Annotated in this window: 21 protein-coding genes and 2 tRNA genes; 12 read left to right on the top strand and 11 right to left on the bottom strand. The window is 65.1% G+C overall.

Features of this window, described 5'->3' with window-relative positions:
- Nucleotides 1-11 precede the first annotated feature (11 nt).
- Together ACX93L_RS11730 and ACX93L_RS11725 are read right to left on the bottom strand one after the other, a co-directional pair.
- Complete coding sequence (locus tag ACX93L_RS11730) at nt 12-1,052, bottom strand: LacI family DNA-binding transcriptional regulator (RefSeq protein WP_459404992.1); 1,041 nt, start codon at nt 1,050-1,052, stop codon at nt 12-14.
- 344 nt (nt 1,053-1,396) lie between these two features.
- A tRNA-Pro gene (locus ACX93L_RS11725) sits at nt 1,397-1,473 on the bottom strand.
- 326 nt (nt 1,474-1,799) lie between these two features.
- Here ACX93L_RS11725 and ACX93L_RS11720 point away from each other — a divergent pair.
- The 4 genes from ACX93L_RS11720 (at nt 1,800) to ACX93L_RS11705 (ending at nt 3,804) form a co-directional block, all read left to right on the top strand.
- Nucleotides 1,800-2,198, top strand: coding sequence for a hypothetical protein (locus ACX93L_RS11720; RefSeq protein ID WP_459404991.1), 399 nt, complete (start codon nt 1,800-1,802; stop codon nt 2,196-2,198).
- 437 nt (nt 2,199-2,635) lie between these two features.
- Nucleotides 2,636-2,896, top strand: coding sequence for a hypothetical protein (locus ACX93L_RS11715; RefSeq protein WP_169589864.1), 261 nt, complete (start codon nt 2,636-2,638; stop codon nt 2,894-2,896).
- A 154-nt stretch (nt 2,897-3,050) separates the two neighbouring features.
- Nucleotides 3,051-3,377: a sunset domain-containing protein gene (locus tag ACX93L_RS11710; RefSeq protein ID WP_169589709.1), complete on the top strand. Its 327-nt coding sequence runs from the start codon at nt 3,051-3,053 to the stop codon at nt 3,375-3,377.
- Between the two features lie 118 nt (nt 3,378-3,495).
- A complete protein-coding gene (locus ACX93L_RS11705) occupies nt 3,496-3,804 on the top strand; it encodes a hypothetical protein (RefSeq protein ID WP_459404990.1) in 309 nt (102 codons plus the stop codon).
- A gap of 58 nt (nt 3,805-3,862) precedes the next feature.
- On the opposite strand, the gene ACX93L_RS11700 is transcribed toward ACX93L_RS11705, so the two are convergent.
- Nucleotides 3,863-3,937, bottom strand: a tRNA-Gln gene (locus tag ACX93L_RS11700).
- A 209-nt stretch (nt 3,938-4,146) separates the two neighbouring features.
- Here ACX93L_RS11700 and ACX93L_RS11695 point away from each other — a divergent pair.
- From ACX93L_RS11695 to ACX93L_RS11680, 4 genes are all read left to right on the top strand, one after another.
- Nucleotides 4,147-4,707, top strand: coding sequence for a type 1 glutamine amidotransferase domain-containing protein (locus ACX93L_RS11695; protein WP_459404989.1), 561 nt, complete (start codon nt 4,147-4,149; stop codon nt 4,705-4,707).
- Between the two features lie 360 nt (nt 4,708-5,067).
- A complete protein-coding gene (locus ACX93L_RS11690; RefSeq protein ID WP_459404988.1) occupies nt 5,068-5,364 on the top strand; it encodes a cupin domain-containing protein in 297 nt (98 codons plus the stop codon).
- The gene (locus tag ACX93L_RS11685) at nt 5,361-6,290 is read left to right on the top strand and encodes an MBL fold metallo-hydrolase (protein ID WP_459404987.1); all 930 of its coding nucleotides are present in this window, start codon (nt 5,361-5,363) and stop codon (nt 6,288-6,290) included. Before ACX93L_RS11690 ends, ACX93L_RS11685 begins: the two co-directional genes overlap by 4 nt.
- Before the next feature lie 24 nt (nt 6,291-6,314).
- Nucleotides 6,315-7,157 (top strand): alpha/beta hydrolase, encoded by an 843-nt coding sequence (locus ACX93L_RS11680; RefSeq protein WP_459404986.1) that lies wholly within the window; start codon nt 6,315-6,317, stop codon nt 7,155-7,157.
- Between the two features lie 31 nt (nt 7,158-7,188).
- Here the strand turns inward: ACX93L_RS11680 and ACX93L_RS11675 are convergent, their stop codons facing one another.
- A complete protein-coding gene (locus tag ACX93L_RS11675; RefSeq protein ID WP_459404985.1) occupies nt 7,189-8,100 on the bottom strand; it encodes a DUF1499 domain-containing protein in 912 nt (303 codons plus the stop codon).
- A 119-nt stretch (nt 8,101-8,219) separates the two neighbouring features.
- Nucleotides 8,220-9,284 carry a hypothetical protein gene (locus ACX93L_RS11670; protein WP_459404984.1) on the bottom strand — a complete coding sequence of 355 codons (1,065 nt, stop codon included), beginning with the start codon at nt 9,282-9,284 and terminating at the stop codon, nt 8,220-8,222.
- 123 nt (nt 9,285-9,407) lie between these two features.
- Between ACX93L_RS11670 and ACX93L_RS11665 the strand changes: the two genes are divergently transcribed.
- Nucleotides 9,408-9,740, top strand: coding sequence for a hypothetical protein (locus ACX93L_RS11665; protein WP_459404983.1), 333 nt, complete (start codon nt 9,408-9,410; stop codon nt 9,738-9,740).
- On the opposite strand, the gene ppdK is transcribed toward ACX93L_RS11665, so the two are convergent.
- Nucleotides 9,734-12,412, bottom strand: coding sequence for a pyruvate, phosphate dikinase (gene ppdK, locus ACX93L_RS11660; protein WP_459404982.1), 2,679 nt, complete (start codon nt 12,410-12,412; stop codon nt 9,734-9,736). The genes ACX93L_RS11665 and ppdK overlap by 7 nt on opposite strands.
- 93 nt (nt 12,413-12,505) lie before the next feature.
- A complete protein-coding gene (locus tag ACX93L_RS11655) occupies nt 12,506-13,459 on the bottom strand; it encodes a LysR family transcriptional regulator (RefSeq protein ID WP_459404981.1) in 954 nt (317 codons plus the stop codon).
- 110 nt (nt 13,460-13,569) lie between these two features.
- Here ACX93L_RS11655 and ACX93L_RS11650 point away from each other — a divergent pair, with 110 nt between their 5' ends.
- Both ACX93L_RS11650 and ACX93L_RS11645 read left to right on the top strand, forming a co-directional pair.
- Entirely contained in the window at nt 13,570-13,824 is a 255-nt protein-coding gene (locus ACX93L_RS11650) for a DUF1127 domain-containing protein (protein WP_459404980.1), read from the top strand.
- Between the two features lie 92 nt (nt 13,825-13,916).
- Complete coding sequence (locus ACX93L_RS11645; RefSeq protein WP_459404979.1) at nt 13,917-14,918, top strand: VOC family protein; 1,002 nt, start codon at nt 13,917-13,919, stop codon at nt 14,916-14,918.
- Nucleotides 14,919-14,955: 37 nt separating this feature from the next.
- Here the strand turns inward: ACX93L_RS11645 and ACX93L_RS11640 are convergent, their stop codons facing one another.
- The 4 genes from ACX93L_RS11640 to ACX93L_RS11625 all read right to left on the bottom strand — a co-directional run bounded on the left by ACX93L_RS11640 (nt 14,956) and on the right by ACX93L_RS11625 (nt 18,518).
- The gene (locus ACX93L_RS11640) at nt 14,956-15,396 is read right to left on the bottom strand and encodes an Ivy family c-type lysozyme inhibitor (RefSeq protein ID WP_459404978.1); all 441 of its coding nucleotides are present in this window, start codon (nt 15,394-15,396) and stop codon (nt 14,956-14,958) included.
- Nucleotides 15,397-15,560: 164 nt separating this feature from the next.
- Complete coding sequence (locus ACX93L_RS11635) at nt 15,561-16,316, bottom strand: ABC transporter ATP-binding protein (RefSeq protein WP_459404977.1); 756 nt, start codon at nt 16,314-16,316, stop codon at nt 15,561-15,563.
- On the bottom strand, nt 16,310-17,377 hold the full coding sequence (locus ACX93L_RS11630; protein ID WP_459404976.1) for a FecCD family ABC transporter permease: 1,068 nt from the start codon (nt 17,375-17,377) through the stop codon (nt 16,310-16,312). The genes ACX93L_RS11635 and ACX93L_RS11630 overlap by 7 nt, the downstream gene beginning before the upstream one ends.
- A 1-nt stretch (nt 17,378) precedes the next feature.
- Nucleotides 17,379-18,518, bottom strand: coding sequence for an ABC transporter substrate-binding protein (locus ACX93L_RS11625; protein WP_459404975.1), 1,140 nt, complete (start codon nt 18,516-18,518; stop codon nt 17,379-17,381).
- Nucleotides 18,519-18,622: 104 nt separating this feature from the next.
- Between ACX93L_RS11625 and ACX93L_RS11620 the strand changes: the two genes are divergently transcribed.
- Nucleotides 18,623-19,420 carry a class I SAM-dependent methyltransferase gene (locus tag ACX93L_RS11620; protein WP_459404974.1) on the top strand — a complete coding sequence of 266 codons (798 nt, stop codon included), beginning with the start codon at nt 18,623-18,625 and terminating at the stop codon, nt 19,418-19,420.
- Nucleotides 19,421-19,512: the final 92 nt, after the last annotated feature.

Raw genomic sequence — 19,512 nt, 5'->3', positions numbered from 1 at the left:
TCGCCGCATCATCACTCGGCCACACGGCGTGCCGTCGTCTCCCGTTCGACGAGCTGGAAGCCGACATCGACCACGGACGAAACCGTCTTGCCGCCGGCGACGGCCCTCAACAGCTTGTCTGCGGCGCGGAAACCGATGTCATAGCGCGGCACCCGCACCGTCGTGATCGTCGGCACGGACACGCTGGCGAAGTCGAGGTCGTGATAGCCGCAGATGCCGAAATCCTCCGGAACGCGGATGCCGCGGCGCTGGCATTCGAAGATCGCACCGAGTGCGACGTCGTCGCACAGGCAGAAGGCCGCATCGGCATCAGGCGCCTGGCGGAACAGACGATCGATGAGATGGCCACCGAGACTGACGGAGCTGTGGCCCTGATGCTGGACGACGAGCGCCGGATCGAAGAGACCTGCCTCCTCCATCACGGCCCGATAGCCGGCAAGCCGCGGATAGGCATGGATCGCCGGACCGCCGCTGAAAAGGGCGATGCGGCGATAGCCGCGTTCAATCAGATGCCGGGTCGCGGTTTCGCTGGCAATGCGGTTGTCGATGCCGATCGCCATGCCGATCGGGGCGCTGGCGATGTCGAGCGCCTGCACGATCGGGCATGGCGCCTGGGCGAGGATGTCGAGCAGTTGTGGACTTTCGACGCCGCTGACGACGATCAGGCCGACGGGGTTCTGCGAGAGGAAGAGGCGCAGCTGCTTGACCTGTTCGACGGGTTCGAAGCCGGTATTTGCATACTGGATACGAAGGTCCGTCATGCCGACACGATCCTCGATGCCACGCATGATGCTGATGAAGGCGTAATTGGCAAGCGACGGCGACAGAACGCCGATCATGCCCGAGGTGCGGCTAGCGAGCGCGCGGGCGGCGAAGTCGGGAACATAGCCCATGTCGGCGACGTGGCGGAGGATGCGGTCGCGAAGCTCGGGCGTCACCTTTTCCGGATTGCGCAGGGCACGGGAGACCGTGATCGAACTGACATTGGCCGCGAGAGCCACATCCTCGAGGGTTACGCGTTCCTGGCGTTGCCGCCGCCGCCTCGTACTCAAATGCCCCACCTGCCGGCAAGCTCGCGCAAGCCGATCTTTCCTGTCGGGCGCGCCCTCCCCGCGCAGCCCATCTCCGATCGGGCACAGCGATAGTGTTGTTTCGAGCACCGGGCAACGGGCGGGATGTCGCATGCTGCGAAGGTATGAGGCATCCCCCCGCCTGGCGGCCCGGTCCTCTCGGCGGTGGAGGGCGCTCCCCGTCCCTCGCCTGCGACGCGGCTTGCGAGAATTTTCGATCGTCTTTCTTCGGCGGCGCACCCACAGGCGCAGCGCAAGACAGATCGACAAACCGCCGCTGTCGGAGGAGCAAAATGAAAAAAGCCCGCTTTCGCGGGCTTTTCGGCTGGTCGGAGTGGAGTGATTCGAACACTCGACCCCCACGTCCCGAACGTGGTGCGCTACCAGACTGCGCTACACTCCGTGACCAGCGGCGCCTCTATAGACCAGCCATTTTGGGAGCACAAGCGGTGTTTTGAAGATTTCCGCCGAAAGACGAAATTTTCATGACAAGCCGGTTGTACCTCTTCCTGCCCCTGCCCCGACCTTCGCCTTTTGCCGCAAGGCATTTGGCCGGATCGTGGCCGCTGCGCATCATCGGTGGAAAAATGTATGTGTGCCCGAAGAGTGCGATTTCCTCCGCGGCGGTTTGCCGCTAAAGCCGGTTGACGCGAGACATTCCCGTGAAGGCAGAGGAACAGGGGCCTTTTGCCGGAAATGTCCGCCGATTAAAGCTCAAGGGACAGAGAAATGAATTTCCGCGTGATCACCATGGCCGGCCTTGCGCTGGCTCTTGCCGGATGCACTACAACGGGCGGCGCAAAAGGCCCGATCGAAGCGCGCTGGAACGGCCAGCAGGCCGGCGCATTCTTCGCCAAGTTCGGCCCTCCGGCCGGTGACACGGAAGCCGGCGGCGCGACGCTCTATACCTGGCGCGGCGGCTACAAGTCGCGTGCGGTGCCGGCCGTTTACGAAGACCTCGGCGACGGCAAGAAGGGTAAGCTGCTGAAGCAGGCCCGCACGGAATACCTGCGCTGTGAGGTCCAGCTGACGGTTTCCCCGGACTACACGATCCGCTCGATCCGCACCGTCGTCGACAGGCAGACCGACGGCCGCAGCTACTGCGCGGAGTTCCTCACCGCCGAGTGAGGATCCCGGCCCCTGCGGCCGGGCATCACCGAATGACGAACGAAAGCGCCCCGGGCGGCCTCGGGGCGCTTTTCGTTTGGCCGGCATTTGCGTTTGATTGCCCGGAGGGATTTGCGAGGGTCGCGCGGGCGGACGGCGGCGAAGCGTCCAGGCCCCGGATGACGGCATTCCTTTGCGGAGGACGCCGTGGATGGCGCCCTCCCAAAAGATACGCGAAACCAACTCACTTCACGAACGCACTACCTGATGGAAGTGTTGTTTTTATATATGCATTAAGGTTAACATTTGCCTTACGGCACATCGGTTTTCCAGTTAAAAAACAGTATATTACCTTACCCGACGCGATGTCGTCTCCGGACCGCCGAAAGCCCTGCTGGACAAGGCTTCCGGCTTTATTCGCACTTGACGATGTTCTTGTTTTGTTTCATTCATGCCGCATGGCCGTCAGCATCGACACCCTTGGAAAAGCGCTCCGCCACAACATGCTCGTGGTGGCGACCTGCCCGCAATGCGAAAGGCAGGCCCGCTTCCTCGCGAGCGATCTCGGCAATTTCTACGGCCACGGCCGCGACCCGCGCTCGCTGCCCTTCCGCTGCAAGGAATGCGACCGCCGCGACTGTCGCATCACCCTGATGGACTATCCCTTCGACCGCACGCCGGAGACGATCGTTTGGCGCCCGGTCAAGGTCAGGGGATAATCGGCGTTTTCGAGACGGCGCCCGCCTCCTGCAGGCGTTCGACCACGGACAGACAATGGCTGTCATCATTTAGAATTTGTTAAAATTTTAGATATTACTGAAACTCAATTGAAAGACCTCTCCGCTATCGTTTGGCTCAGGAGGAGGCTTCACGATGGGCAACCCCAGATTCCATTGGAAACCAGAGGAGCCGGAACCGGTCAAATCCGGGCTGGGCTTCATTCCCGCCCTTGCCGTTTCGGCCCTTTTCGTCGGCGGTCTCGCCTATGTCGTTGCCGACGACCTGTGGCCGGCCATGGCTGCAGCGGCAGGCGGATGCGCCATCAAGGGCAATGTCAGCCTCAACAACGGCCAGCGGATCTATCACCTCCCCGGCCAGCACTCTTATGACGAGACGAAGATCCTGCCCCAGTACGGGGAGCGCTGGTTCTGCAGCGAGGCGGAGGCCCGCGCTGCCGGCTGGCGCAAGGCACCCGACTGAAGCCCTCGGCCACACTCCACCTCCAATTGGTCATTCATCGATCGTTCAGCCGTGATATCCATTGTTGCGCTATCGATAACGCACGGGACCCTGTCCCGTCACCGGGGGGCCGAACGTCATGAAATCCATCTCCAAAGCCGTCATTCTCTTCCCGGCGCTGCTCGCCACGCCGGCCGCCGCCGCACTTTCGGGCTATTACGACAGCGCGGAGCGGATCGGCACCATCCTCGGCAGCGGTGCTGTCGCCGACGCGGTGCACCAGGCGCCGATCGGGGCAATCTCCAACACCGGCACGCGCAAGGACGGCGCCAGCGAATGGCAGGTCCGCACCCAGGAATGCGACCTTCTCGTCTACCTCATCCCCATCCTGCCCGACGGCCCCGGCAAGACCACCTACAAGCTCGACATTCCCGGAAAGTGTGAATGAGGGGGCAAGGCGCACCAGAGGGCGAGCGCCTGACGCTGGTATCCTGAAGGGGGAAAGATGGCTGGGGCGCCAGGATTCGAACCTGGGAATGCCGGTACCAAAAACCGGTGCCTTACCGCTTGGCGACGCCCCAATCAGCGCGGCGGCGTTTGAGGCCGTCGGCGGTCGGCGCCTGATTAGCAAAGGCCGGGCCGAGCGGCAATGACCTTGTCGCGGAAAATTCATGCTTTCCCGCCGTATCGGCGGCGATCGCCGGTTTTCATCTTTTTCGGGAACGATCGGCGCCGTTTCCGAGTTCTGCCTTTCCACCCCGAAGACAGACAGAACCGGAAAGGACATTCCATGCCCTCCATCCATTCCGCCCGCATCCTCATCCTTGCCACCGACGGCTATGAGCGCTCGGAACTGCGGGTGCCGCTTGAAAAGCTGACCGCGCACGGTGCGACCGTCGAGATCGCCTCGCTGAAGAAGGCGCCGATCCGCAGCTGGTCGGACAAGGACTGGGGCGACAGCGTCGACGTCGACCGCACGATCGACGCGGTCGACATTGAGGATTTCGATGCCCTCGTCATCCCGGGCGGCCAGATTAATCCGGATCTCCTGCGGGCCGAGCCTTCGGCCGTCGAGCTGGTGCGCCGCTTCGTCTCTTCCGGCAAGCCGGTCGCCGCGATCTGCCATGGGCCGTGGCTGCTGATCGAGGCCGGCGCGGTCAAGGGTCTCAAGGCGACCTCTTATCACTCCATCAAGACCGACATGATGAATGCCGGTGCGGCCTGGCGCGACGAAGCCGTGGTGACCGACCAGGGGATCATCACCTCGCGCAGCCCGAACGACCTCGACGCCTTCGTGAAGAAGATCGTCGAGGAGGTCGAGGAAGGCCGTCACGGGCGGCGCGCGGCCTAACGCACGCCCCGATCGCCGCTATTGGTCACTCCGGCCGCGGTCACCGCGGCCGGGGCGCAAACAGCCCAAAGTGGCTCACCGGCCCTTGCGGGGCCGCCGCACTGAACAGCTCGCCCGGATCCCAAGCCATTGTCTTTGACGGCGACATGGCTGACTTGCCGGACTGTTCGCTGGGCCGCGCGGTCGCAGCCGGAATGAGGTCGGCAAAGCGGCCAAGCATCGAACGACACAACCAGGGCGGCGGCCGGACCGATGGCCGCCGGCCGGCCATCCCGCGATAGGCCGCATTCTCCCCTTTACGTTGCCCCTTTGGCGGTGCGATAGCTGTTGGCGAAAAACGCCGACGCCAAAGGAGCCGTCATGCCCGGATATTCCGCCCGCCCGCCCGCAATCCCGACCCTGCTGATCGATGATCCGGTGGTGCGCGTGACGCGCTGGGACTTCGAACCGGGGGCAGCCACCGGCCATCACGTGCACGGCATGGGCTATGTCGTGGTGACAATGACGGAATGCGAATTCCTGGTCGAGGACTCAACCGGCGAACACCGGCTGACGCGGCCGGTCGGCGAGGTCTATCGCCGCGACGCCGGCATCGAGCACAACGTGATCAACGGCGGCAAGAAACCGATGTCCTTCATCGAGATCGAATACAAATGAGCGAAGCGCGCGGCGCAGCGAAAAGCCCGGAATTCGACCTGGCCTTCCAGCCCGCCCATGGCGAGGCGGTGCCGCTCGCCGAGCATGTTCAGCGCATCACCGTCAACAATCCGGGGCCGTTCACCTTCCACGGCACCAACAGCTACATCGTCGGCGATCGTTCCGTCTGCGTGATCGATCCGGGTCCGGAGGACGATGCGCATTTTGCCGCGCTGATGGCGGCCCTTGCCGGCCGGGAGGTCACCCATATCGCGGTGAGCCACACCCACAAGGACCATTCGCCGCTCGCCCGCCGGCTCAAGGCGGCCACCGGGGCGACGATCGTCGCCGAGGGGCCGCATCGATCCGCCCGGCCGCTGCATGCCGGCGAGGCCAATCCCTTCGCCGAAAGCTCCGACGTCGATTTCGTGCCCGACATCGCGCTCGGCGACGGGGATGTCGTGGAGGGCGACGGATGGCGGCTGACCGCGATCCTGACGCCGGGGCATACCGCAAACCACGTCGCCTTCGGGCTCGACGACCGCGGTATCGTCTTTTCCGCCGACCATGTGATGGCCTGGGCCACCTCGATCGTCGCGCCGCCGGACGGGGCGATGGGCGACTACATGGCCTCGCTCGAGCGCCTTCTCGAGCGCGACGACCGGATCTACTTTCCCGGCCACGGCGGGCCGGTGAAGGATCCGGCGGCGTTTCTGAGGGGTCTTCGCACCCATCGGCGCATGCGCGAACGGGCCGTTCTGGAGCGTATCCGGTCCGGCGACCGGCTGATCCCCGACATGGTCAAGGTGATCTATGCCACGACAGATCCGAAGCTGCACGGGGCGGCCGCCCTTTCGGTGCTCGCCCATATCGAGGATCTGGTAGAGAAGGGCGAGGTCGCGACCGACGGGCCGCCGAGCCTTTCGGGAATCTACCGGCTGGCCTGACAGCGGCGAAACGAGGAAAGACAAGTGACACGCCCGGTCCTTCTCCTGCTCTTCCTCATTAATGCGCTCGTCTTTCCGGGGATCGCCGTTTCCGCCGGACGACCTCAGGTGATCGCCTATGGCGACGACCCCGCCCAACGAATCGACTTCTACGCGCCGCCTGCCGGCAGCGGGCCGGCCCCGCTCGTCGTCTTCATCCATGGCGGCGCCTGGCGCATGGGCGACAAGGCAATGGCGACCGGCGAGAAGGCGGCCTTCTTCCATCACGAGGGTTATGCCTTCGCGGCGATCAACTACCGGCTGGTTCCCGAGGCGAGTGTCGAGGACGAGGCGGACGACGTGGCGGCCGCCGTGGCGTCGATCCGCGGCCGGGCGCCCGAGCTCGGTGTCGATCCGCGCCGCATCGCACTCATCGGCCATTCGGCAGGCGCCCATCTTGCCGCTCTGGTGGCAAGCGACCCGCAATATCTCATGGCCCGGGGCACGTCGCTCAAGGCGATCCGGGCGGTCGTGCTGCTCGACGGTGCGGCCTATGACGTTCCGCGCCAGATCGCGGCGGCCGGGCCGCTGATGCGGCGGCTCTACCGGGCCGCCTTCGGCGACGATCCGGAGCGGCAGGTGTCCCTCTCACCGATCGCCCATGCCGGCGGTCCGAATGCGCGGGCCTTCCAGATGGTCTGCGCAACGCAGCGGGCGGATTCCTGCCCGCAGGCGACAGACCTCGCCGACGCGCTCGAGGTCGCGGGAACGCCGGCAACCCTCCTGCCGGTCGACGGCGCCAGCCATCGCGACCTCAATCGCAACATCGGCATGGCGGGCGACCCGACGTCGGCCGCGATTGCCGCCTTCCTGCGCGGGCAGTTCTAGAAACAACAAACCGCTTAACGGAAGTCCCGGCTCAGTCGCCGGCAATGCCGAGCAGTTCGGCGTCGAGGGCGTGGAGATAGTGATCGGCGATCTCGGCGCCGATGCCGAGGTCGTGCGGACCGAAACGGCTCGCCACGCGCATGTCGACGAGGGTCGTTTCGGCCTCTTCGCGCAGACGGATCACCATGTCGAAGGGAAGGCCCAGCATCATGGTGCGGACAGAGCCCTGCAGACGCACGGTGCCGGTCGGCTCCGGCGCCGCCGGGATGGCGTCCGGCTGAGGCTCGGGCCGCGGCAAGGGCACCGGCACCCCTTGCGGTTCGGCGTTGGGGTCGACCTCCTCGGCCGGACCGGCGGGGGCCGTCGGCTGGAATTCCGGCATCGCGAATTCCTGACCTCGCTGGGAAACGATGGTGAAGCCGCTTTCCTCCGCCACTTTGCGAACCGCCTCGTAGACGCGGTCGAGTGCGCCCTCGTAACGACGGCCGGTGAGTTCGGGATAGGCGAGATACTGCGCTTCGCGGCTCATCGGCGTGATCGGCGGACGCTGCATCCATTGCTGCTTGCCGGCGGGGATCGTCAACCACTGCGGCGCGTCGACCAGGTCGCTCGACACGTCGTAGACGGGCGGGCGATCAAGAAAGCGATAGGCACCCCATCCGACGAGCGAGAGCGGCAGCGCGGCATAGAAGAGTGCGGCCGCCGCAGCCTTGCCGCCGCGCGCGCCGACATACCAGAGGCGCGCGAGGCCGATCACCGCCAGCGGCACGGCAAGCACGGCCGGCACCGCCGCCAGCACGGAAAGCGCGACGAAATCCGGCGTGGTCAGCGGCCCGAAACGATGGGCGAGCACGACGAGGGCGACCATGCCGGCGGAGAATAGGCCGAGCGCCCGGGCGAGATAGGCCGAACGGGACACAGGTCTGTCGTAGCGGATTGTCATCTGCGGGGCACCGGAGGCTTTCGGGAGATCGGCGAAGCACGTCACCTACTGTTTATCGCCTGCCCGGCGGGGCGACAAGCGGCCCCGCGACAGGTCCAAGGCAATCCGGTGAGCGGGCCTCAAGGGCGGGGTTCGACCTGTGGCGCGCCTTGCGCAGGCGCATCTCCCGCGGCGGCATCAGGGGCGTCGTCGGGGGCGTCGAGCATCGGCAAGTCGGTGTCCTGGCCCTCTGGCGCCAGATCCTCGAGAAGCGCCGGATCATTGCCGAGGTCCAAGGTTTCACCGTTCAGCGTCGGCGCGGAACCGTCGTCGGGGATGTTGAGCTCGATCGCGCCCCCGTCCGGCTGCGACGGATCGGGCAGCGACGGTGCCTTGAGCGGCATCGGCACGTAGAGCGAGGCAAGCACGATGATGCCGATCACCACCAGCCAGCTGCCGACGATGCGCGAGGGGATCTTCAGCCAGGGACCGCGGAAATGCCGGAGCGCCAGGGCCGGCGCGAGCACCAGCCAGAGGGCGCAGAGCACCGTGCCGGCAGTGAAATCGAGGATGCCGATGCCGAGATCGTCGAGGCCCACGAAGAGCGAGAAGGAAAAGGCGACGAGCGCCGCCGCCACGATCAGGGCGCGCTGCCGCCAGGGTCCGGTCAGCCAGAGCGCCGCTCCGGTCGCCATGACGGCGGAAGGGGCGACGAGGAATAGATAGTCGGCAAGTGGCGAATCGAAGATCACCCGGAAGATCGGATCGAAGAAGGTCAGCATGACCAGCAGAACGCCGAGGAAGACGCCGACGATCGCCGCGAAGTCGCGCCGCGTCGCGGCCATCGCCACGCCGAGCGACAGGCCGAGCATGGCAAGAACCAGATCGTAGATCGACAGGGTGAAGAGGAAACCGAGTTCGAGGAAGCCGTATTCGTGGGTGATGCCCTGGGACAGGAGCAGGGCGATCAGGCCGGCATTCAAGAGCCACAGCGACCGGCGGAAGCCGGGATCGGCAAAGATGCGGCCGAAATCCGGGCGGGTGCCGGCCGGTACGGGCTGGTCGTCGGCGGTTTGCGGAGTGGCTGCGGCCGACAACGGCGCCGATTGGCTGGCCGGTCGGGGACGCGGGGCACCGGCGACGGTGCCGTCCGCCCTCACCCTCGCCCTCGGACGCGATCCGTGCTGCTGGCGCCGCTTGCTCATCTGTCGTCCGCTCTTTCTGCCGCTGCCGTTGATGGGGTCGTCCGGCTATTCCACAAAGCGCTTGATTTGTCATCTGTCGACGTCTCAAATCGCAACGGACAGGGACGAGCGGAAAGACCGGGAATGAGCGGGATCCTGATGCTGAGCGCCGTCACGCGGCGGGAACGCAAGGACGCGACGAGCTACGTCTTCGACACCATCAACCGACTGGGTGGCTGGATCGACGACGTGCAGATGTATTCCAACATCATGAACACGGTGCGCCTGACCTTGCGGGCAGATGCCTACCCTGCCCTTTTCGCCGCACTCTCCGAGGGCGGCATCGTGCTCGATGACGAGGTCCACGGGTCGTCAGGCAGCGATCCGGCAGCCGAACAGATGGCAACCCTGCAGATCACCTTCATCCACGACGAACCGGATCTCAAGCGCGAGGTTCCGGCGGTTCCCGGTTACTGATCGATGCGCGCGGCGCTGCCGATCGCGGCCTGCGCGGCGGAGAGCCTTGCGATCGGCACGCGGAAGGGCGAGCAGGACACGTAGTCGAGGTTGGCGCTTTCGCAGAAGTGGATCGAGGCCGGGTCGCCGCCATGCTCGCCGCAGATGCCGAGCTTCATGTCCGGCCGGGTCTGGCGGCCACGCTCGGCGGCGATGCGGATCAGTTCGCCGACGCCGTCGAAGTCGAGCGAGATGAAGGGATCGTGCTCGATGATGCCCTTGCGCTGATAGGTCGGAATGAAGGCGGAAGCATCGTCGCGCGAAATGCCGAAGGTGGTCTGCGTCAGGTCGTTGGTGCCGAAGGAGAAGAATTCGGCGGCCTCGGCGATCACATGGGCACGAAGGGCGGCGCGCGGCAGCTCGATCATGGTGCCGACCAGATAGGAGATCTCGAGCTTGGCTTCGGTCATCACGTCCCTCGCCACGCGGTCGATCACGCCCTTGACGTAATCGAGCTCGGCGCGCAGGCCGACGAGCGGCACCATGATTTCCGGCACGACGGCCGCACCGGTCTCGCGGGCGGCGGCGACGGCCGCCTCGAAGATGGCGCGGGCCTGCATTTCGGCAATCTCGGGATAGGAGATCGCCAGGCGGCAGCCGCGATGGCCGAGCATCGGGTTGAACTCGTGCAGTGCCTCGACGCGCTGGCTGAGGAAGGCCGCGTCCATGCCCATGGCTGTCGCGACCTCGGCGATCTCTTCCTCGGTCTTCGGCAGGAACTCGTGGAGCGGCGGGTCGAGCAGGCGGATCGTCACCGGCAGGCCGTGCATGATGGCAAAAAGCTCGGTGAAGTCGGAGCGCTGCATCGGCAGGAGCTTGTCTAGCGCGGTGCGGCGGCCGGCCTCGTCCTCGGCCAGGATCATCTCCCGCATCACGTGGATGCGGTCACCCTCGAAGAACATGTGTTCGGTACGGCAAAGGCCGATGCCCTCGGCGCCGAAGGAGCGCGCGGCGCGCGCATCGACCGGCGTATCGGCATTGGTGCGCACCGTCATGCGGCGGGCCTTGTCGGCCCATTCCATCAGCTTGGCGAAATCGCCGGAAAGCTCCGGCTGCAGCATCGGCACCTCGCCCTTCAGCACCTGGCCGGAGGAACCGTCGATGGTGATGACGTCGCCCTTCTTCAGCGTCACGCCCATGCCGATCAGCAGTTCGTTCCTGAGATCGACGCGCATGGTGCCGGCACCGGCGACGCAGGGAATGCCCATGCCGCGGGCGACGACCGCCGCATGGCTGGTCATGCCGCCGCGGGTGGTCAGGATGCCCTCGGCGGCATGCATGCCGTGGATGTCTTCCGGGCTCGTCTCGACGCGCACCAGAATGACCTTGCGGCCCTCCTCCTCCGCCACAACGGCTTCTTCCGCCGTGAAGACGATGGCGCCGGTCGCCGCTCCCGGCGAAGCCGGCAGGCCGGAACCGATGACATGGCGCTCGACACGCGGGTCGATGGTCGGGTGCAGCAGCTGGTCGAGCGAGGCCGGATCGATGCGCAGGACCGCTTCCTGTTCGGTGATCAGGCCTTCGGCGACCATGTCGACGGCGATCTTCATCGCCGCCTTGGTGGTGCGCTTGCCGGAGCGGGCCTGCAGCATCCACAGCTTGCCGCGCTCGATGGTGAATTCGAGATCCTGCATGTCGCGGTAATGCGCTTCCAGACGGTCGCAGATGCGGCCGAATTCCGCGAAGGCCTCCGGCATGACCTTTTCGAGCGAGGGTTTGTCGGAGCCGCTGTCGATGCGGGCGACCTCGGTGATCGACTGGGGGGTACGGATGCCAGCGACCACGTCTTCCCCTTGCGCGTTGACGAGGAACTCGCCGTAGAGGGCCTTTTCGCCGGTCGAGGGATTTCGGGTGAAGGCGACGCCGGTCGCCGAAGACGAGCCAAGATTGCCGAAGACCATGGCCTGGACCGTAACGGCGGTGCCCCATTCGGCGGGAATGGAATGCAGGTGGCGATAGGTCACCGCGCGCGGATTGTTCCAGCTGGCGAAAACGGCGCCGATCGCGCCCCAGAGCTGGACGTGGGGATCCTGCGGGAAGGGCTCGCCGAGCGCCTCCTCGATCATCTCCTTGTAGAGGCCGGTGACATGCTGCCATTCGACGGCGGAAAGGTCAGTGTCCAGTTCGTGGCCGAAGCGGGACTTCTCGTCCTCGAGGATCTCCTCGAACACCTCGTGGTCGATGCCCATGACGACGTCGCCATACATCTGGATGAAGCGGCGATAGCTGTCCCAGGCGAAGCGGGCGTCCCCCGCATTGTGGGCGAGCGCCTCGACGGTCAAGTCGTTGAGGCCGAGATTGAGGACGGTGTCCATCATGCCGGGCATGGAGGTGCGGGCGCCGGAGCGCACCGAGAGCAGAAGCGGCTGGGCGGTGTCGCCGAAGCCGCGCCCGGTGGCGTGTTCCATGCCCTTGATGCCTTCGAGCACCTGCGCCTTGAGGTCGTCTGGAAGACTGCGGCCGTTCTTGTAATACCAGGCGCAGGCGTCGGTGACGATGGTGAGACCAGGGGGAACCGGCAGGCCAAGGCTCGCCATTTCAGCGAGATTGGCCCCTTTGCCGCCCAGAAGATCGCGGTCGCCCGCGCTCCCCTCGGCCGCTCCGTTGCCAAAGGTATAGACCCACTTCCGCATGCCTCATCTCCACCCAAACAGGCTTTTGCCCACGGTTTACAGCATATGTGACGGAATGAAAACGCCGCGGAGCGATGATTATGCTGCAATGCATCATAAATGCGGCAGACGGTTAACCCCGGTTTCCGCGAGGTTCGGACCGGCCGCGGGCAAACCGTCGTCGGTCAGGCGCGCATTCACCTTCAGCCAGTCGAGAAACAGGCGGGCGTTCTTTGTCAGCTTGCCGTGGCGCGTATCATAGGGGCGGACGTGAAAACCGTCCTTGAAGACGAGGAAACCGGCAGGCGCGACAAGCGCGCCGCTTGCCAGTTCCTCCTCGACCAGGAAGCGCGGGGCGATCACCGCACCCATGCCCATGCGGGCGGCCTCGAAGGCAAGATAGGAATGGTCGTAGGACATCACCTTGCCCGCCTCCACCGCAATTCCGGTGAGGCGGGACCAGTTGTCCCAGACGATCTCGGCGCCGCGGCGGTCGATCCGGGTGGCGAAGGAGAGCACGCCGCCGGACAGGCTGCAACGATGAGCGGGCGAGACCACAGGCCCCATGTGCACATCGCCGAGCGACACGGCAAAAGGCTCCTCGGCCAGAGGCGAGAGAAGCCGGTCCCAGGACATCACGAGGTCCGGCGCGACCTCCAGTTCGCGACTGCCGAGCGGGCCGACGAGGCGAATCAGCACGTCGATGTCGGGATGGTCGAGGTTGAAGCGGGAGACCGTCGGGATGGCCCAGACCCTTGCGAAGGTCGCGCTGACGGCGATCGTCACGGTCGACTGGTCGGCGGCACCGGTCAGCGTCGCATAGGCACGGCGCATCTCGTCAAGGGCGGCGGCGACCACCTTGGCAAAGGCGCGGCCACCCGGGGTCAGCACCAGACCGGTGCCCTGCTTGCGAAACAGCTCGACGCCGGCATGGTCCTGCAACTGGTGCAACTGCTTGCTGACGGCCGAATGGGTGCGCCCGAGCAGAACGGCAGCGGCCGTGACCGAACCGGTGCGGTGAACGGCGTCGAAGGCGAGCAATGACGACAGCGGAGGAAGGCGTTCCAATTTCTCGCCCTATGTAACTTTTTCTCACAGTTTCTGATCTTATTATTCAATTTTTCCGGCGCGAAACAAGCGTATCCTTCGCGTATTGACACCGCGAGAGGCGCTTTCGGATGACGGGCACGATCCTGCAATTTCCTCACATCGCCGCAGGCAGGAAGCAAAGGGGGACATTCGGCGTCGCTGGCAAGCGGCCGCTTCGGTCGGCCAACTTCGCGGCCACCCTCGGCCTGTGGTTCCGGCGATATGTGGAACGTCGCAAGCTCGCCCGCGACCTTCAGACCTTCACCGAGGAGATGCTGCGCGATTTCGGCATCAGCCGGAGCGAGGCCGAGCGGATCGCCACTTCCCCGTTCTGGCGCGCCTGAGGTGCTCACGCCGAGACACACACAGATGTGAGGTGCCTGACAGTACGGCGCGGTGTATGGCGGGGTTATCGATTACCAGCCAGGACCGACAGATGACGACCGCCCTTACCCGCCGCACCCTGCTCAGCCTTTGCGGGGGCGTGACGCTTGCCGGAGCCATGGCCGGCGCGCTCAGGGCCGAGGGTCTCACGTCGCCGGTCCCCGCAGCACCTGCGGGAAGCCCTGCCCTTCCCTTTGCGCTCACCACGCCGCTCCATGTCGGCGAGGTCTGCCTGAAGGCCAGGGATATCGGCCTGCTCAAGGGCTATTATCAAAAGATGCTCGGCTTCGAGATCCTTGCGGAAAGCGCCGACGAGGTGACGCTCGGCGCCGGCGGCACGCCGCTGCTTCATCTGGTCAGCCGACCGGAGGCCGATTTCGAGGCGGGCGGCGAGGCCGGGCTCTATCACACCGCCTTCCTGATGCCGTCGCGGGCGGACCTTGCCCGCTGGCTGGTTCATGTGGCGATGAGCGACATTCCGCTGGTCGGATTTGCCGACCACAGCGTCAGTGAAGCCGTCTACCTCGCCGATCCGGAAGGCAACGGTATCGAGGTCTATTCCGACCGGTCGAAGGAAGGCTGGATATGGAACGAGGGCCGCGTGACGATGGGCACCAAGGAACTCGACATCGAGGATATCCTGCAGAAGACCGGCACGCCGACCGACCGCAACACCTATGCCGGCATCCCTGCGGCGCTCCGGATCGGCCATATCCACCTGCGCGTCGGGGCGCTCGAAGCGGCGCGCGGCTTCTATCAGGCCGGCATCGGCCTCGACGTCGTGGCCGGCGACGACCAGCGCGGCGCGACCTTCCTGTCGTCCGGCCGCTATCACCACCATGTCGGTGCCAATGTCTGGGAAAGCGAGAATGCCGGCCAGCGCAAGGAAAACGCGACGGGCCTCGACTGGTTCTCGCTTTCGACCCTCGATGAGACGCTCATCGCGGCCCGGCGGGCGGAACTTTCGGCCAAGGGGTTTGCCGTCACCGAGATCGAGGCCGGCATCGAGGCAAAGGACCCCTGGGGCACGCGGGTGAGACTGGTGAAGGCCTGACCGAAGGGCCGCGGCCTCCGCCTCCCGCTAGCCGGCCCTAACGCAAGAGCGCGCCAAGTTCTTCGGCCGACGGATCGCCGAGCAGTTTTTCACCGAGCTTGCGGTCGACGATCCGGGCCACCGCCCGCTTGCCGTCTGCAGAAAACAGCACGGAGATCCGGCTTTCTTCGCAACGGCCCGCCTCGCAGGCCGTGAACAGCTGCATGGCAACGCCTCCGGTCTCGACGCGCGTCGAGGCGAGCGCGACGTATCGCGGCTGGCGGATCATGTTGCGCACCCAGGGCGGCAGGCCGGGACGGCCCTTGATCAAGGTCTCCAGGGCAGCACGATGGGGCTCGGAACCGGCGACCAGGGCCGGGAGGAAGTTGCCGGACAGCGTCGGTTCGGCGGCGCGTGATGCGAGCGGTCCGAGCACGGAAATGCCGAGGCCGAGCATGATGGCGCGGGCCGTCCATCCGCGATGCCGCCTGCCTGCCATTGCCGCCCTCCCGCTTCATGCCGATTCGCGCCGGCGATTTGTCCGTCCATCCTTTCGCGAAGAGGTCGGGATGGGAAGACGGGAGATTCGGCGAGTTGGGCCGGAGCACTGACGCCGGGAAACCAGGAGTGGCCGGGGCCGCAGCATCGTGCGGCCCCGCGCCTTCAAACGATCGAGCTGTCGACGATGACCATCGGGCGGCTCAACGAGCAGCGTTCGACCCGGGCATCGACCCGGTAGATGTCGCGCAGCATCTCGCGGGTGATGACCTCTTCCGAGGGACCGCTCGCCACCAGCCGGCCGTCGGCGATGACCAGCGTGCGCTCGCAGTAGCGCAGCGCGTGGTTGAGGTCGTGGAGCGCGATCATCACCGCCATGCCGGTGCGTTCGGCGAGCGACGACATGTAGGTCAGCACCTCGATCTGGCGATAGAGGTCGAGCGCGGAGGTAGGTTCGTCCATCAGCAGGATTTCCGGCTTGCGGATCAACGCCTGGGCGATCGCCACGAGCTGGCGCTGGCCGCCCGACAGTTCGCCGAGGTTGCGGAAGGCCCAGGGCGTGATTTTCAGCGAGGCCAGCACCCGGTCGATGTCGGAAAGCTCATGATCCGCCACCTGCCAGCCGGAGCCCTGCTTGGCCGCCATCAGCACCGATTCATAGACGGAAAGAACCGCGTTGCAGGCGGTATCCTGCGGCATGTAGGAAATGCCGGCATCGCCCTTTTCACCCTCGACCACGACGACCGTTCCGGTGCCCTTGGCAAGCCCGGCGATCCTTTTCAGGAAGCTCGACTTGCCCGCGGCATTCGGCCCGATCACAGCGGTCAGGCCCCCCGGAGAAGGGATTTCGGCGCTGACGCCGGAGACGATCTCGGTCCGTCCGTATCGGACGGAGAGATCCTGCATCGCCAAGCCTACCATGCGCGCCTCCGCTGGGTGAAGATCAGAACGAAGAAGAAGGGCACGCCGACAAGCGCGGTGATGACCCCGATCGGCAGAACGGCACCCGGGATGATCGACTTGCTGACCACCGAGGTCGCCGACAAGAGCAGCGCGCCGCAGATGACCGAGGCCGGCAGGAAGAAACGCTGGTCTTCGCCGACCAGCATGCGGGCGATGTGGGGGCCGACCAGGCCGACGAAGCCGATGGTGCCGACGAAGGAGACCGGGATCGCGGCGAGCAAGGCGACGACCATCAACGTCGTCAGCCTCAGCCGGCCGACATTGACGCCGAGGCTCGCGGCCTTTTCGTCGCCCATGCGCAGCGCGGTCAGCTGCCAGGCATTGCGGGCAAAGAGCGGAACCGCGACGACCAGCATGGCGCCGGTGACCGCGACCTTCAGCCAGGTCGCCTTGGTGAGGCTGCCCATGGTCCAGAAAACGACGGCGGCAAGCGCCTGTTCGGAGGCGAGGTATTCGAGGAGAGAAAGGGCCGCGTTGAAGGTGAAGACGAGCGCAATGCCGAGCAGCACGATGGTCTCCACCGTGACGCCTCGCAGCGTCGAGGCGAAATGGATGAAGAGTGCCGCGAGCATGGCCATGATGAAGGCGTTGATCGGCACCATCAGGTGCACCGCGATCGGCACGAGCGAGACGCCGGCGACCAGGCCGAGGGCCGCGCCAAAGCTCGCGGCGGCGGAAATGCCGAGCGTGAAGGGGCTGGCGAGCGGATTGGCGAGGATGGTCTGCATCTGCGCGCCGGCGAGCGACAGCGAAGCACCGACGGTGACCGCCATCAGGGCGATCGGCATGCGGATGTCCCAGATCACCACCTGCTGCTGGATGTCGACGCTGTCCTTCGAGAAGAGCGCGGCCAGCACCTCGGCGATCGTATAGTTCGCCGGACCAAGCGCCATGTCGGCGGCGACCGACAGGAAGAGCAGACAGCAGAGCCCGGTGATCAGCAAAACGCGTCTGTAGGACAGGGCGCGGTAAAGACCGCGCCCTTCCTTGATCGTCTCGTTGGTGACAGCGAGCGCCATGTCAGTTTCCTGCGTTCAGGGAGACCCAGTAGCCCGGGCGATATTCGACGGGCAGGAAGCGCTCGTGCAGGGTGCGGAAGGTCTGGTCGGGATCGAGATCCTTGAACAGGTCCGGATGCAGCCACTTGGCGATCTGCTGGACAGCGACGAACTGGTAGGGGTTGTTGTAGAACTGGTGCCAGATCGCATGGACGTTGCCGTCCTTGACCGCCTTGATGCCGGTGAAGGCGGGACGTTCGGTCAGCTTTGCGAGCTTTTCCGCACTCTTGGCGGCATCCGCACCGGGGCCGACGCCGACCCATGCACCGCCGGGAACGTAGAGCTCCCAGTTGGCACCGGTGACGATGACCTGGTCCGGGTTCGAAGCGATGATCTGTTCCGGATTGACGGTGCCGAAGGTGCCCGGGATGAACTCGGAGGCCATGTTCTTGCCGCCGGCGAGTTCGACCATCTGGCCGAAATTCTCGTTGCCGAAGGACATGCAGCAATCGTCGGAATAACCGCCGGCGCGCTCCATGAAGACGTTCGGGCGCTTCAGGTCCGTGGCCTTGGCGATCACGTCGGTGACCTTGGCGATCTCGGCGGCGCGGAAGGCGATGAAGTCCTCGGCGCGGGCTTCCTTGCCGAACAGCTTGCCGATCAGGCGCATCGACGGCTCGGTATTGAGCATCGGCTTTTCACGGAAGTCGACATAGACCAGAGGGATGCCGACCTTGCCGAGCTTCTCGATATACCCGGCTTCCTCGGTCGCGGTCTTGGCGTCGATGTTCATGATGATGACGTCGGGCTTCAGCGCCACGGCCTGCTCGATATCGAAGGTGCCGTCCTTCATGCCGCCGAAGGTCGGCAGCTTTTCCATCTCCGGATACTTCTCCAGGTAGGCGTTGTAACCGTCGAGGTCAGCCTTCTTGAAGTCGTCGCGCCAACCGACGATGCGCTTGAACGGCGCCTCGACGTCTAGGGCGGCGACGAAATACATCTGGCGGCCCTCGCCAAGAATGACGTGCTCGACGGGCACCGCGACCTCGACTTCACGGCCGGTGATGTCCGTGAGCTTGACCTTGTCCTGGGCCGAGGCAGCGCCCGAAAAAAGCACAGCAAGGCCCAGGGCGGCTGACGCCACCTTGTTGAAGATATTCATGTTTTTCTCCAGATCAATTTCTTGCTGGAATAGATTTCATGACCTTTACAGTCAAGAATTATCTTTTATAACGCTTCCAAACTTTAGGATTTCGGAGCTACAGAATGAACCTGGTCAGCAATTACAGCCTGCGCGACGAGATCAAGGCCTACTGGTCGGAACGGGCGGCGACCTTCGACGAACAGCCGGGACACGAGATCTTTTCGGAAGGCGAGCGGGCCGCCTGGCAGGCTTTGTTCTTAAAACATCTCGGCCGCGGCGAAGGCCGGCGCGCCGTCGATCTGGCCTGTGGAACGGCGGTGATTTCCCATCTGCTTGACGATATCGGCTTTCGTGTCACCGGCATCGACTGGGCCGAACCGATGCTCGAGCGCGCCCGCAAGAAGGCGGCGACCCGCAAGCGGACGATCGAGTTCGTGCTCGGTGATGCGGAAGTGACGATGGAGCCGGACAATTCCGCCGATGTGATCACCAACCGCCATCTGGTGTGGACGCTGGTCAACCCGGCGGCGGCCTTCAGCGAATGGCACCGCATCCTGAAGCCTGGCGGAAAGCTGCTGGTGATCGACGGAGACTTCGTCAATCCCGGCCCCCTTTCGCGGCTGATCTCGCGGCTGTCCGCGCTTGGCCAGAGGCTCGGTCTCGTCAAGGCCGACAAGCGCCACGGCCCCGGCGCGCTTGCCGAGACGCATCGCAGTATCCTGTCCCGCGTCTATTTTTCCGACGGCGCGCGGGCCGACCAGGTGGTGCGACTGCTCGAGGAGGCCGGCTTCACCGACATCCGTATTGACTACGACTTGAAGGCGATCCACCGAGAGCAGCGCCGGAACTTCTCGCTGCTGAAAGGCCTGGAGCGTGCCACGCAGCATCGCTACGCGATCTCGGCCGTCAAGAAGACCTGAGGCCCGCCGATCAGGCAGATGCGGGTCACGCCCGTTGCGTCCGCGGCAGAAACGGAGGAATTGAGCGCTTTCGAAGGCTGTAGTTTATTCAT

The organism is Rhizobium sp. CAU 1783, from assembly GCF_054551725.1.
The sequence above is the reverse complement of the archived record's forward strand: the minus strand, read 5'-3'. Positions and strand labels throughout refer to the sequence as shown.